Annotated in this window: 8 protein-coding genes; 3 read left to right on the forward strand and 5 right to left on the reverse strand. The window is 71.0% G+C overall.

Annotated features, from left to right (window positions below; translation table 11 throughout):
- Window positions 1-402 precede the first annotated feature (402 nt).
- A complete protein-coding gene (locus CEK66_RS03825; protein WP_152236004.1) occupies window positions 403-3,402 on the forward strand; it encodes a TonB-dependent receptor in 3,000 nt (999 codons plus the stop codon).
- 26 nt (window positions 3,403-3,428) lie between these two features.
- Here the strand turns inward: CEK66_RS03825 and CEK66_RS03830 are convergent, their stop codons facing one another.
- Window positions 3,429-4,409 (reverse strand): LysR family transcriptional regulator, encoded by a 981-nt coding sequence (locus CEK66_RS03830; RefSeq protein ID WP_017914511.1) that lies wholly within the window; start codon window positions 4,407-4,409, stop codon window positions 3,429-3,431.
- Window positions 4,410-4,535: 126 nt separating this feature from the next.
- Here CEK66_RS03830 and CEK66_RS03835 point away from each other — a divergent pair, with 126 nt between their 5' ends.
- Both CEK66_RS03835 and CEK66_RS03840 read left to right on the forward strand, forming a co-directional pair.
- Window positions 4,536-5,195 (forward strand): glutathione S-transferase, encoded by a 660-nt coding sequence (locus CEK66_RS03835; protein ID WP_152236005.1) that lies wholly within the window; start codon window positions 4,536-4,538, stop codon window positions 5,193-5,195.
- 30 nt (window positions 5,196-5,225) lie between these two features.
- Window positions 5,226-7,226 carry a pyridoxamine 5'-phosphate oxidase family protein gene (locus tag CEK66_RS03840; protein ID WP_152236006.1) on the forward strand — a complete coding sequence of 667 codons (2,001 nt, stop codon included), beginning with the start codon at window positions 5,226-5,228 and terminating at the stop codon, window positions 7,224-7,226.
- A 25-nt stretch (window positions 7,227-7,251) separates the two neighbouring features.
- Here CEK66_RS03840 and tsaB read toward each other — a convergent pair whose 3' ends face one another.
- From tsaB to mrcB, 4 genes are all read right to left on the reverse strand, one after another.
- Window positions 7,252-7,956, reverse strand: coding sequence for a tRNA (adenosine(37)-N6)-threonylcarbamoyltransferase complex dimerization subunit type 1 TsaB (gene tsaB / locus CEK66_RS03845; protein WP_152236007.1), 705 nt, complete (start codon window positions 7,954-7,956; stop codon window positions 7,252-7,254).
- 60 nt (window positions 7,957-8,016) lie between these two features.
- On the reverse strand, window positions 8,017-10,026 hold the full coding sequence (locus tag CEK66_RS03850) for an ATP-dependent DNA helicase (RefSeq protein ID WP_152236008.1): 2,010 nt from the start codon (window positions 10,024-10,026) through the stop codon (window positions 8,017-8,019).
- Between the two features lie 162 nt (window positions 10,027-10,188).
- Window positions 10,189-10,710 carry a tetratricopeptide repeat protein gene (locus CEK66_RS03855; protein WP_010343249.1) on the reverse strand — a complete coding sequence of 174 codons (522 nt, stop codon included), beginning with the start codon at window positions 10,708-10,710 and terminating at the stop codon, window positions 10,189-10,191.
- A gap of 23 nt (window positions 10,711-10,733) precedes the next feature.
- A complete protein-coding gene (mrcB, locus tag CEK66_RS03860) occupies window positions 10,734-13,166 on the reverse strand; it encodes a penicillin-binding protein 1B (RefSeq protein ID WP_152236009.1) in 2,433 nt (810 codons plus the stop codon).
- Between the last annotated feature and the right edge of the window lie 15 nt (window positions 13,167-13,181).

Genomic DNA, 13,181 nt, shown 5'->3' on the forward strand with positions numbered 1-13,181 from the left:
CCCCGAGGGGGAAAGAGATCACCCACCGCCCCCCCCCCCGTGGGGAGGGGGGGGGGGGGGGGGTGCGCGGTGTCGCGCCCCCGGGGTTTTGGGCGGCCAGGGGCTCCCCCCCTCCCCCACCCCCCCCTCTCGGGGCCCCTTCCCCCGGGGGGAAAAGAAAGCGCCCCGCCCCCCCCCCCCGGGGGGGGGGGGGTGGGGGGGGGGGTCCGGCCGCCATGAAGCCCGACAGCGAAGGACATAACCATTGGTACCGCCGACATAACGACGCGGCATTTCTGTGATGGCGTCCCATTAAGGTTAATGGAGCGGGGGAACGTTACCGCGCATACCGCATCATCCAGGACGGGCGGATTCGAGTCGGCGCGGCGGCCCCCCGCCCCCACCACCCGAGTCGCCTTCCGCATGCACAACCATCGCTCCCTCCGCAGGCCCGCCCTGCTCGCCCTTGCACTGAGTGCCGCCCTCGCCCTCCCGCCGGCCCAGGCCCAGTCCACCACCGGTGCCGTCGCCGGTCAGGCGCCCGCCGATACCCAGCGCATCCTGGTGCGCAGCGACAGCGGCCTCAGCCGCGAGGTCGCCGTGGATGCGCGCGGCCGCTACAGCATCGGCCAGTTGCCGCTGGGCACCTACACCATCATCGCCAAGGGCGCCGACGGCAGCGTGCTGGGCAGCCGCGACGGCATCAGCCTCACCGTCGGTGCCGTCACCGACGTCTCCTTCAGCCCCGCCACCACCAGCCTGGCCGGCGTCCAGGTCAGCGCCGACCGCGCCGCCGCCGCGATCGACGTGAGCAGCGTGGACTCGCGTACCGTGATCAATGCCGAACAGCTGCAGCGCCTGCCGCTGGGCCGCTCGGCCGAGGCCATCGCGCAACTGGCGCCCGGCGTGGCCGGCAACAGCGGCAGCGGCACCTACATCGGCCCGACCGGCGCGCAGCTGCTCAGCTTCGGCGGCTCTTCTGCCGCGGAGAACGCCTATTACATCAATGGCTTCAATACCACCGACCCGCTGCGCGGCCTAGGCGGGCTGACCCTGCCCTACGGCAGCATCGACCAGTTGGAGGTCTACACCGGCGGTTACAGCGCCAAGTACGGCCGTTCCGACGGCGGCGTGATCAATGCGGTCGGCAAGCGCGGCAGCAACGAATGGCATTTCGGTGGCCAGGCGACCTGGGAGCCGGACGGGCTGCGCTCCGCGAAGAAGGACGTGTACGCGCCTGGCAACGGCGCGCTGTACCGGCCGGACAGCGAGAGCGGCTCCACCCTCAGCACCCAGAGCGTCTACGCCGGCGGCCCGCTGATCCAGGACAAGCTGTTCTTCTTCGGCGCCTACGAACTGCAACGCCAGGACGGCGATCGCTTCTACGGCGCACGCGAGACCACGCCAGGGCCGTACTACTACGACTACCAGTACCGCCGGCCGAGCTGGTACGCCAAGCTCGACTGGAACATCAGCGACAACCAACTGCTGGAGATCACTGGCGCCTCCAGCCGCTACATCACCCGCGGCACGTACTACCAGTACAGCGGCCGCGACATCGGCGCCCTGCGCGGCAACGCCGACACCACCAAGACCGGCGGCGACCTGTGGAGCGCCAAGTACACCGGCTACCTCACCGACCGCCTGACCTTCAGCGCGCTGTACGGCCAGCAGCGCACTGACGACTACAGCCGCAATCCCAGCTACAACGGCGCGCTGACCTATGTCTCCAGCCCCGGCTTCCAGAACCCGGCCTACACCGGCGGCACCCCGATCACCAACGCGCAGACCACCGCGCTGCTGATCGATCCAGCGCGGGGCAACCGCACCGACAACCTGCGCCTGGACCTGAACTACGCCATCGGCGCGCACAGCATCACCATCGGCATCGACAACCAGAACGCGCGCGCGCTCAACCGCGGTTCGGTGGCCTCGGGCGATGGCTATTACTGGATCTACGGCCAGGCCAATCCCAACGTGCCGATCAACACCGGCCTCGGCGTACCGGCCACCGGCGGCTACCCCAACGGCCAGGGCGGCTACTACGTGCGCAAGTACGTCTACAGCGCGCTGGCCTCGGTGCGCTCGGCGCAACGGGCGCAGTACGTGGAAGACAACTGGCAGGTCAACGACCGGCTGTTGCTCAACCTCGGCCTGCGCCTGGACCAGTTCACCAACTACAACCGCGACGGCGCGCCGTACATCAAGCAGACCAGCGGGCAATGGGCGCCACGGCTGGGCTTCAGCTGGGACGTCGACGGCGATGCGCGCTTCAAGGTGTACGGCAACGCCGGCCGCTACTACCTGGCCCTGCCGCTGAACCCGGCGTTCAACGCCGCCGGCGCCACCCTGGCCACCTCGACCTACTACACCTACGGCGGCATCGACGCCAACGGCTACCCGACCGGCCTGACCCAGATCTCCGGTGCGGTCTCGTCCAACAACAACTACGGCATCCTGCCCGACCCCAAGACCGTCGCCACGCAGGGCATCAAGCCCTCGTTCCAGGACGAGTTCATCCTCGGCTTCACCAAGGCCTGGGGCGACAGCTGGGTCTACGGCGCCAAGGGCACCTACCGCGTCCTGCGCAGCGGCGTGGACGACTACTGCGACAGCGATACCGTGTTCGCCGCCGCCGCGGCGCAAGGGCACACGGTGACCCTGGCCAGCAACCCGGTCAGCTGCTGGCTGATCAACCCGGGCCGGGCCAACACCTTCACCCTGGTCGACACCTCGGGCAACTACGTCAAGGTGCCGCTGAGCAACGCGCAGTTCGGCTTCCCGGCGTTCAAGCGCAACTACTACGGACTCAACCTGTCGCTGGAGCATCCGTTCGACCAGCGCTGGTACGGCCGCCTCGACTACACCTGGTCGCGCAGCTACGGCACCACCGAGGGCCAGTTGCTGTCGGGCATCGGCCAGACCGCGGTGTCCACCACTCAGGCCTGGGACTTCGCGCAGCTGATGGAGCACACCAACGGCCCGCAGAGCAACGACCACACCCATCAGTTCAAGTTCTACGGCTACTACCAGCTCAATCCCGCATGGCTGGTGTCGGCCAACCTCAAGCTGATCTCCGGTTCGCCGTTCAGTGCGCTGGGCTCCTACGGCCCCGACCACAGCGACCCTTCCGGCTACGGCATCGCCTATCACTACTACCAGGGCCAACCGGCGCCTCCGGGCAGCCAGGGCCGCCTGCCGTGGCTGCAGCAACTGGATCTCGGCGTGTCGTGGCGGCCGGCCTACGCCGACCGCAAACTGGCCTTCACCCTGGACGTGTTCAACGTCTTCAACGGCCAGGCCACGCTGTGGAAGTATCCGTACTCGGAGTCGGACCCAGGTAAGGCGGACCCGGTGTATGGCGCGGCCCTGCTGCGCCAGGCGCCGCGGTCGCTGCGGTTGAGCGTCAGCTACGACTATTGATCGGCGGCACGGCGACCGGCGCGCGATCAGCGCGCTGGCCGTCGCCGCGCACGTGCAGGCGCCGCACCGGCAACGGCCGCCGTGCCGCCCTCCGCCTCGGTGCGCATCGATGCGATCCGCGCCTTCATCGCATCGATGAAGGCGCGCACCTTCGGCGATGGCAGCCGCGTCGGCGGGTATACCGCATGGATGCCGAACGATGCCGAACGCCACGCCGGCAACAGACGCACCAGCCGGCCGGCGGCGACGTCGGCGGCGGTGGAGAAATCCGTCAGCAGGCCGAACGCGCCACCGGCCAGCACGATCGCGCGGCAGCCGGTCGCGGTATTGGCGACGAAGTGCGGCACGCAGCGCACCGCGACGCTGTCGCCGCGCGCATTGACCAGCTCCAGGGTGCGCGGACGGGCAATGCTGGACAGCAGCACGAAGGGGAGCGCAGCCAGCGCCGCCGGGTCGCGCGGCAGCCCGTGGCGCGCGACGAACTGCGGGCTGGCGACCGGCCACACCGCATAGCTGCCGAGCCGTACCGCGCGGTAGGTCGAATCGGCGAGACGGCCGATGCGGATCGCCACATCGAGATTGTCGGCGACCAGATCGACGATGCGATCGTTCGCGACCAGTTCGACATCGAGGCGGGGGTGCCTGTCGCGCAAAGCGACCACCGCCGGGGCCACCACCTGCGCGCCGTAGTCGACCGGCACGCTGACCCGCAGCGCGCCACGCAACGGGCCGGCGTCGGGAGACACCGTCTGCAGCGCATGCTCGGCCGCGCGCACGATGTCGCGGCACGCCTCGTAGAACCCGCGTCCGGCGTCGGTCACGCTCAGCCGTCGCGTCGTGCGCACCAGCAGGTTCGCGCCGACCTCCGATTCCAGGCGCTGCATGTGCGTGCTGACCACCGTCTTGGCCAAGCCGAGCCGCTCGGCCGCGGCAGTCAGCGAGCCGGCCTCGACCACTGCGACGAAGATCGCCAGACGATTCAGGTTGACGTCGCGCAGGTCGGCCATGCCCGATTGTCCTTCCGGAAAGGATAATGTTTCTCGCATTGTCCGTCTTCTTGCCGGCCGCGGCCAGCGCTAGGCTGCAGCCGATCGTCGCCGATCCCCGGCGATGCACGATTGCGGAGCCGTTCCATGTCCACCCTCAGTCCTCGCGGCACCGATCGTCCCGCCGCTCCGATCCGGGTCTATTCCGCGCCCCTGTCCGGACACGCGCACCGGGTGCGCCTGTTCCTGTCGCTGCTCGGACTGCCGTTCGAGACCATCGATGTGGATCTCGCCGCCGGCGCGCAACGGCAACCGGCGTTCCTGGCGCTGAATCCGCTCGGACAGATACCGGTGATCGACGACAGCGGCAGGGTGCTCGCCGATTCCAACGCGATCCTGGTCTATCTGGCCAAACGCTACGGCCATCCGCAGTGGCTGCCGGACGAGCCGCTCGGCGCAGCGACCGTGCAGCGCTGGTTGTCGTACGCGGCCGGGCCGATCGCCTACGGGCCCGCCGCGGCGCGGCTGGCGACCGCATTCGGGATGCCGCTCGACCTGGCGGCGGCCAGGCGTACGGCGACCCGGTTGCTCGATGCGATCGACCAGGAATTGGCCGACACGCCGTTCGCCGCCGGCGCGCAACCGACCATCGCCGACATCGCCGGCTACACCTACATCGCGCATGCGCCAGAAGGCGGAATCGCGCTCGAACCTTACCCGCAAGTGCGGGCGTGGCTTGCCCGGATCGAAGCCTTGCCGGGATTCGTCGCCTTGCCGGCGCTGCCGCCCGGCGCGTCGGCCGGCTGAGCGCTGCCGGCCGACGGCACGCAGACCGCGATGAACGCGCCGACCGCTGGCGTCGCCGGCTGGGATCTGGAGACCTCGCCGTTCCACCCCGGCGAACTTGCCGTCCAGCAGCGGGCCGGGGCCAGCGCGGTCGCGGCGGCGGCCGGGCGGCGCAGCATCCGCCGCTGCATGCCCGAACAGCATCGGGACTTCTTCGCGCAACTGCCGCTGTTCGTACTCGCCGGCAGCGACGCGCACGGGCAGCCGTGGGCGACGCTGCGCGTGGGCCAGCCCGGCTTCCTGAGCACACCGGACCCGCGCACGCTGCGCATCGCCGCGCCGCCCCTGCCCGGCGACCCGCTGGCCGGCACCTGGCGGCCGGGCGCGCCGTTCGGCGGCCTGGGCATCGCGCTCGAAACGCGACGACGCAATCGCGTCAACGGCAGCGTCAGCGCAGTCGATGGCGACACGCTGACGGTCGCGGTGGAGCAGAGCTTCGGTAACTGCCCGCAGTACATCAACAGCCGCAGCCCGACGTTCGCCGCAGGCGAGGTCCACGCGCATACCGCGACTGCCGTGTCGGCGCGTCTGAGCGATGCGCAATGCGCGCTGCTCGCGCGCTGCGATACCTTCTTCATCGCCAGCGCGAACACCTCGGAGGATGCCGGCGCCGCGCGCGGCGCGGACGTGTCGCACCGCGGCGGCCTGCCCGGCTTCGTGCGCGTCGACGATGCGCGCACCCTGACCACGCCGGATTTCAGCGGCAACCGCTACTTCAATACGCTCGGCAATCTGTTGCAAGATCCGCGCGCGGGGCTGCTGTTCATCGACTTCGAACGCGGCGACCTGCTGTACCTGGCCGCCCGCGCGGAGATCGTCTGGGACGGGCCGCTACTGGCGACGTTCGCGGGCGCGCAGCGCGTGGTGCGCTTCCATCTCCGCGAAGTGCGCCACACGCGCGCCGTGTTGCCGTGGCGCTGGTCGGCGGTGCAGCGCCCAGCGCAGTTCGCCGCGGCGTCGACGCCTGCCGCCGAACGCGCCTGGCGGCCGCTGCGGATCGTGCGGATCGTCGACGAAGCGCGTGCCATCCGCTCGTTCCATTTCGCCGCCGAGGACGGCGGCGCGCTGCCGTCGTACGCAGCCGGCCAACACCTTACGCTGCGTTTCCCGATCTGCGGCAATGCCGCGCCGACGGTGCGCAACTACACGCTGTCCGACGCGCCGGGTGGCGCGCTCTACCGGATCACCGTGAAACGGCAGGGCCGGGCATCGGCCTGGCTGCACGACCATGCGCAGGTCGGCACGACGCTGGACGCGCAGATGCCGCGCGGCGATTTCGTCTTCGATGCCGCCAGCCCGCGGCCGGTGGTGTTCGTCTCGGCCGGGATCGGCATCGCGCCGATGCTGGCGATGCTGCGCCAGGCGCTGGCCGACACCGCCTCGCGGCGGCGGTTGATCTTCGTGCACGGCGCCCGCGAGGCCGCCGATCGTCCGTTCGCCGCCACACTGGCACGGCTCGCCGCGGCCGACGCGCGGCTGTCGCTGCATTGCCTGGACAGCCGAGCGGCCGGCCACGGCGCCGGCCGCATCGGCATCGCGCGGTTGCAGCGGATCCTGGCATTCGACGATTACGACTTCTACCTGTGCGGACCGCCAGACTTCATGCGCGATATGTACCGTGGATTGCGCGCGCTGAACGTGGCGGACGCGCGCATCCGCTTCGAGGCATTCGGCCCATCGAGCCTCGTCCGCGATACGAACCCCGCAGCGCCCGCAGATGCGCCACGGGTGCGCGTGCGGTTCCAGCGCTCGGGACGCGAGGCGGTCTGGACCCCGGACGCCGGCACGTTACTGGAGCTGGCAGAAGCGCAGCGGATCGCTGCGCCCTCCGATTGCCGCTACGGTTCCTGCGGCACCTGCGCGACGCGCGTGCTGTCCGGCGCAGTGCATTACCTGCGTCCGCCCGACACCCAGATCGAACCAGGCTGTGCGCTGCTGTGCGTCGCCAGGCCTGCGCACGAAAGCGCCACGCCGCTGGTACTCGACCGCTGACGCGCCGACGGCACGCCGCACGCACTCACCGTGCGGCCCGCTGCGCCTGCTGCTCGGCCAGGGTCAGGGCGACGTTGTCGCGCAGGTAGGCCGGTTCGGCGCGTTCCGGCGCGATCCCTTCGCCGCGCGCGTATGCGGCCGCGGCCAGGGTCAGCACGTCGGCGGCATGCGGCAGCGCCTGCGCATCGGCGCTGCGCCAGTGCGCGCCGAAGCGGCGCTGCAAGGTGCCATCGACCGCCGCCAGCCCGGTGCCGACCGCAGCCCAGGCCGCATCCGGCTCCGGCAACACGAAGGCCTCCGGACTCAGCACCTGCTCCGGGGCCAGCGCCTGCAGGCCGCCATCGGCCTGCCGCGCGTAGGCCGCGGTGTAGACCTCGCCCATGCGCGCATCGATCGCCGCCAGCACTCGCGGCGCGTCGGCCGGCGCGCGCAGCGCCAGCACCTGCAGCGTGGACACCGGCAGCACCGGCAGGTCCAGGGCCAGGGCGATGCCCTGCGCGACCGCGATCGCCAGGCGCACGCCGGTGAACGCGCCGGGGCCGCGGCCGAAGGCCACTGCATCGAGCTGACGGCGGCCGATGCCGGCCTCGGCCAGCAACTGCTCGGCCCAGGGCAGCGCCAGTTCGGCGTGCCGCCGCGGCGCCAGGTCGAAGCGCTCCAGCACGCGGTCGCCGACCAGCACGGCGACGGAGCAGGCTTCGGTGGAGGTTTCGAAGGCGAGCAGATTCATTGGAGGCTGGGAATCGGGAATGGGGATTGGGGAATCGGAAAAGCAAAGGCGGCGCGTCGGCTAGTTTGACGTGGCCGGTGGCGTCGCGGCCTCGGGATTATCGCCCAGCGCCGGGGCCTCGGCGGCGAAGAACTGGCGCACGTCCTCCACGTCGCGGGTGCGGGCGAACGGCGGCAGCGACTCCAGGAAGGTGCGGCCATAGGACTTGGAGAGCAGGCGCGGGTCGCACAGCACCAGCACGCCGCGGTCGCGCTCGCTGCGGATCAGCCGGCCCACGCCCTGCTTGAGCGCGATCACCGCCTGCGGCAACTGCTCCTCGCGGAACGGGTTGCCGCCGTCGCGGCGGATCGCCTCCAGGCGTGCTTCGAACACCGGATCGTCGGGCGCGGCGAACGGCAGCTTGTCGATCACCACCACGCTCAGCGCATCGCCGACCACGTCCACGCCCTCGCGGAAACTGGCCGAGCCGAGCAGCACGCCGTTGCCGGAGGCGCGGAAGCGCTCGAGCAAGGTCGCGCGCGGCGCCTCGCCCTGCACGAACAGCGGCCAAGGCCCGTCGCGCAGCGCCTCGGCCGCCTCGCGCAGCGCGCGGTGCGAGGCGAACAGCAGGAAGGCGCGGCCCTGCGAGGCCTCCAGCACCGGCTGCAACGCGGCGATCAATGCGGTGCCGAAGCCGCGCGCGGCGGGATCGGGCAGCGCCGGCAGGTAGCACAGCGCCTGCCGCGCCCAGTCGAACGGGCTGGGCTGCAGCAAGGTCATCGGATCGCGCAGGCCCAGGCGGGTGGCGATGTGCTCGAACTCGCCCTTCACCGCCAGCGTCGCCGAGGTGAACACCCAGGCCGCGCGCGACGCCTCGCGGTGCGCGCGCAGCGGCCCGGACACGTCCAGCGGCGTGCGCTGGCAGCGGAAGCCGCGCGGGGTCAGTTCGTACCACAGCACATCGTTCGACGGCGCGTCCGCTTCCGGCTCGGCCTCGAAATCCGGAATCGGCGCATCCTCGCCGAGCCAGCGGCCCAGCCGCGTGCGCAGCTCGCGCGCGCGTGCCGCGCAGGCGTCGAAGCCGGGCGAAGCCTCGCGCAGCACCGTCAGCGGCTCCTGCAGCCGCGCCAGATCGGCCAGCAGCGCGTCGAAACCGTCGCGTACCTGCGGCTTGGCCAGCAGCCGCCATTGCGTGCCGCGCGCCGGCAGCCCCTCCATCGCCGCGCGCAATTCGCGCAGGGTCTGTTCCAGCGCCTGCGCCGGCGCCTGCAGGCTGGCCAGCGCGCCGGCGACCTGGCGGCTCTCGGCCACGCAGTCGCGCGCCAGTTCCTGCAGCGGGCGCATGCCGAAGCCTTCGCCGAAGAAGTTCGCCGCCAGCTCCGGCAACTGGTGCGCCTCGTCGATCACGAAGGCCTGCGCGCCGGGCAGGATCTCGCCGAAGCCTTCCTGCTTCAGCGCCAGATCGGCCAGCAGCAGGTGGTGGTTGACCACCACCAGGTCGGCGGCCTGCGCGCGCTGCCGCGCCTGCACCACGAAGCACTCGCCCCAGAACGGGCATTCGGTGCCCAGGCAGTTGTCGACGGTGGAGGTGACCAGCGGCAGCAGCGGCGAATCGTCGGCCAGCGCGTCCAGCTCGGCGATGTCGCCGAAGCGGGTGCGTCCGCTCCAGGCGACGATGCGCTGGAACTGCGCGACCTGCTCGCGCGCGGTGAAGCGCGGCTCGCCGCGCGCCTGCTGCAGGCGGTATTTGCACAGATAGTTGGCGCGTCCCTTCAGCAGCGCACTGCTCAGGCCCACGCCCAGCGCCGCCCGCACCCGCGGCAGATCGCGGTGGTAGAGCTGGTCCTGCAGCGCGCGCGTCCCGGTGGAGACGATGGTCTTCAGCCCCGACAACAGCGCCGGCACCAGATACGCATAGGTCTTGCCGGTCCCGGTGCCGGCCTCGGCCAGCAGCACGTCGCGCTGCTCGAACGCCTCGGCGATCGCCGCGGTCAACCGCAACTGCGCCGGCCGCGGCACGAACGCATCGAGCTGACGCGCAAGCGCCCCGCCTTCGCTGAGGGCTTCGGTGCTTGCGTGAGCTAACGACATGGGAATGGAGAGTCGGGAATAGGGAATGGTTAGAGCAGCAGCGCTACCCGCTCACTGTGACTGCCGCCGGCAGAGCGGGAAGACCGAACGCCGCCAGGGGGACGAGCCGCCAGAAACGCAGCTTCTATCCATTCCCCATTCCCGACTCCCCATTCCCGGCCCTCAGTACCTCTTGATCCCCGGCACCGTGCACCCGGCGATCTGGGCGTGCGCCGAGGCTGCGTTTTCCTTCTGCCCGCGGGCCAGGCGCGCCTGTTCGATGGTCGCCCAGTGGCGGCGGCACAGCGGACCGGTCTGCGAGCCCAGGTCGATGGCGCGCTTGGCGAAGGCTTCGGCCTGGGCGTCGTCCTTCTGCAGCAGCGCCACTTCGGCGCGGTCCTGCAGCAGCGCCGGGTCGTCCGGCACCAGCTTCAGCGCCTGGTCCAGGGCTGCGGCGGCACCGGCCAGGTCGCCGGCGCTGCGCTTGCGCTTGGCGCTCTCGCGCAGATCCTCCACTTCCGGATCGCGCAGCGGCTGCACGCTCAGTTCGGTGTCGTCGGCACCGCCGCTGGCGTCGATCGCGGCGATGCGCTGCGCCGGCGTAGTGGTGTCCACCGGTGCGGCCGGGGGCGGCGGCGGCGGTGCGCTGACGCAGGAGGCGAGCAGCAGGCTGAGGGCGGCGATGGCGGGAAGACGTGGGGTCATGAGCGGTATCCGGGATCCGGGAATCAATGCGCCGGCGGCGGCGCGGCCGCGTCGGCAGGCGGGTCTTTCTTCTTGTCCAGGCCGAACCAGCTGCGCCAGCCGCCGCCCTGGTGTTCGCCCTCGGCGGGCGCGGCGTCTTCCGGCAGCGCCTGCGGCGGCGTGCACGCGGCATACGCCGGCACGAAGCCGACCACGAACGGGAACTGGCGCGCGCCGGGGCAGGTCGAGTCGGTGCTGTTGTACCCCACCGGGTCCATCCACTGCCAATCGATGCCCTTGCCCTGCACCTGCAGCGGCGCGCTCGGCAGCCGCGAGAAGATGCCCGACCACACCCGCATCGCGCCGGTGGCGCCGTACAGGCCGGTCTGCTTGTTCTGATCGTTGCCGATCCAGATCACGGCCAGGTGGTCGCCGGTGTAGCCGGCATACCAGCTGTCCACGCCATCGTTGCTGGTACCGGTCTTGCCGGCCGGCGACAGCTTGCCCAACCCATCGCTGAGCAGTTGCCGCGCGGTGCCGTTGCTGACCACCTGCTGCAGCGCCATGCCCACCAGGTTGGCGGCGATGGAGTCGCCCTCCTGCGCCGGCGCCGGGGTCTTGTCGTAGCGCTTGAGCAGCTTGCCCTGCGGATCGAGCACGCCGCGCACCGCATGCAGCGGCTGGATTTCGCCACCGGAGGCCAGGAACTGGTACAGCTGCGCCATCGCGTACGGGCTCTGGTCGGTGGCGCCGAGGATCAGCGAGGGATTGACCTCGGCCTCGATGCCGGCCAGCACCTTCACCAGTTGCGCCACGCGCTCCGGCCCGACCTGCATGCCGATGCGCACCGTGGCCTGGTTGTAGGAGTGCGCCAGCGCATCGACCACGCGCACCGTGCCGTGGCTGCGGCCATCGGAATTGCCCGGGCTCCAGGTGCGGCCGCGGCCCAGCTGCACGGTGACCGGGGTGTCGTCGACCCAGCTGGCCAGCGAGTAGCGGTCCGGCTGCGCCAGCGCCAACAGGTACACGAACGGCTTGAGCAGCGAGCCGACCTGGCGCTGCGCCTCGATCGCGCGATTGAAACCGGGTTGGGCCACGTCGCGGCTGCCGACCACCGCCAGCACCTCGCCGTTGTGGGTGTCGGTGAGCACCAGGCCGGCCTGCAGCGGCGGGCGCTTCTTGTTGGTTTCCAGCGCGGTGATGGTGCGCGTCACCGCGCCCTCGGCATAGGCCTGCGCCGACGGCGACATGCCGGTGAGCACGCTCAGGCCGGCGCCCTGCAGCGCGCTTTCGGGGTAATCGCGCGCCAGCTGGCGCCGCACCAGGTCGACATAGGCGGGGAACCGGTTGGCCGCGACCAGGCCGGGTTCGGCCGGCACGCCCAGCGGTGCGGCCAGTGCCTTGCGATAGGTCGGCTCGTCGATCAGCTCGCTCTCGCGCAGCTTGCCGAGCACGAAGTTGCGCCGGTCCAGCGCGCGCTCGGGATAGCGCCGCGGGTCGTAGTAGGACGGCCCCTTGACCAGGCCGATCAGCAGCGCCACCTGCTCCGGCGCCAGCGCATCGAGTTCGCGGCCGAACCAGAACTCCGCGCCCGAGGCCACGCCATGCACCGCCTGGCTGCCGCGCTGGCCCAGGTACACCTGGTTGAGATACGCCTCCAGGATGGTGCGCTTGTCGTAGCGCGCCTCCATGATCAGCGCGTACAGGATCTCGTTGAACTTGCGAGTGACGGTCTGTTCCTTGCCGATGCCGAGCAGGCCGCTGCGCGCCAGTTGCTGGGTCAGGGTGCTGGCGCCCTGCCGGCTCTTGCCGCCGGAGCGCACCATCACCCAGGCCGCGCGGACCATGCCGCTGAGGTCGATGCCATGGTGCGAATTGAAGTCGCGGTCCTCTACCGCCTGCAGGCCGGTGACCAGCAGTTCCGGCACCTCGTCCACGCGCACCAGGCGCCGCTCTTCCTGCTTCTGCCCGTACAGCGTGGCGATGCGCGCCGGATCCAGCCGCGCGGCCTTGAGCGCCTTGCGCGTCTGCGCATCGCGCAGCGCCACCACGCGCCCGCCGGCCAGGCCCACCTCGATGCGGCGCGGCGCGACCCGCCCGTCGACATCGACGTAGCCGCGGCTGGCGATGGTGAAGCGGCTGCCGTCCTGTTGGTAGCTGCCGGGGCGCTCGGCGCCGGCATCGGCGCGGTAGCTGGCGGCATCGAGTTCGGTCTTCAGCGTCTGCGGGTCCATCGCCGTGTCCGGCGCCAGCACCAGCGGCCGCGCGTAGACACGAGTGGGGATCTGCCAGCGCAGTTCGCCGAAACGCTGGGTGACCTGTTTGTTCAGATAGACCGTGTACGGAATCAGGAAGCCCAGGCCGAGTGCGGCGGCAGCCAGGCCCCAGGTGAGCAGGCGCCTGCGCCATACGGCGGCGGGGCTGTCCAGGGCGTCGTCCTGATCGTCGGTGTCGTGATCGTCGTAGCGTCGGGGCACGGGAATGCGAGAATG

It is taken from the genome of Xanthomonas sp. LMG 12460 (assembly GCF_009192895.1).
In the GTDB taxonomy this organism is placed as follows: Bacteria; Pseudomonadota; Gammaproteobacteria; order Xanthomonadales; family Xanthomonadaceae; genus Xanthomonas_A; species Xanthomonas_A sontii.

Coding starts and splice junctions, on each gene's coding strand:
- CEK66_RS03850 (WP_152236008.1), bottom strand. CDS start 10,026: ATGTCGTTAGCTCACGCAAGCACCGAAGCCCTCAGCGAAGGCGGGGCG.
- CEK66_RS03840 (WP_152236006.1), top strand. CDS start 5,226: ATGAACGCGCCGACCGCTGGCGTCGCCGGCTGGGATCTGGAGACCTCG.
- CEK66_RS03825 (WP_152236004.1), top strand. CDS start 403: ATGCACAACCATCGCTCCCTCCGCAGGCCCGCCCTGCTCGCCCTTGCA.
- CEK66_RS03835 (WP_152236005.1), top strand. CDS start 4,536: ATGTCCACCCTCAGTCCTCGCGGCACCGATCGTCCCGCCGCTCCGATC.
- CEK66_RS03855 (WP_010343249.1), bottom strand. CDS start 10,710: ATGACCCCACGTCTTCCCGCCATCGCCGCCCTCAGCCTGCTGCTCGCC.
- tsaB (WP_152236007.1), bottom strand. CDS start 7,956: ATGAATCTGCTCGCCTTCGAAACCTCCACCGAAGCCTGCTCCGTCGCC.
- CEK66_RS03830 (WP_017914511.1), bottom strand. CDS start 4,409: ATGGCCGACCTGCGCGACGTCAACCTGAATCGTCTGGCGATCTTCGTC.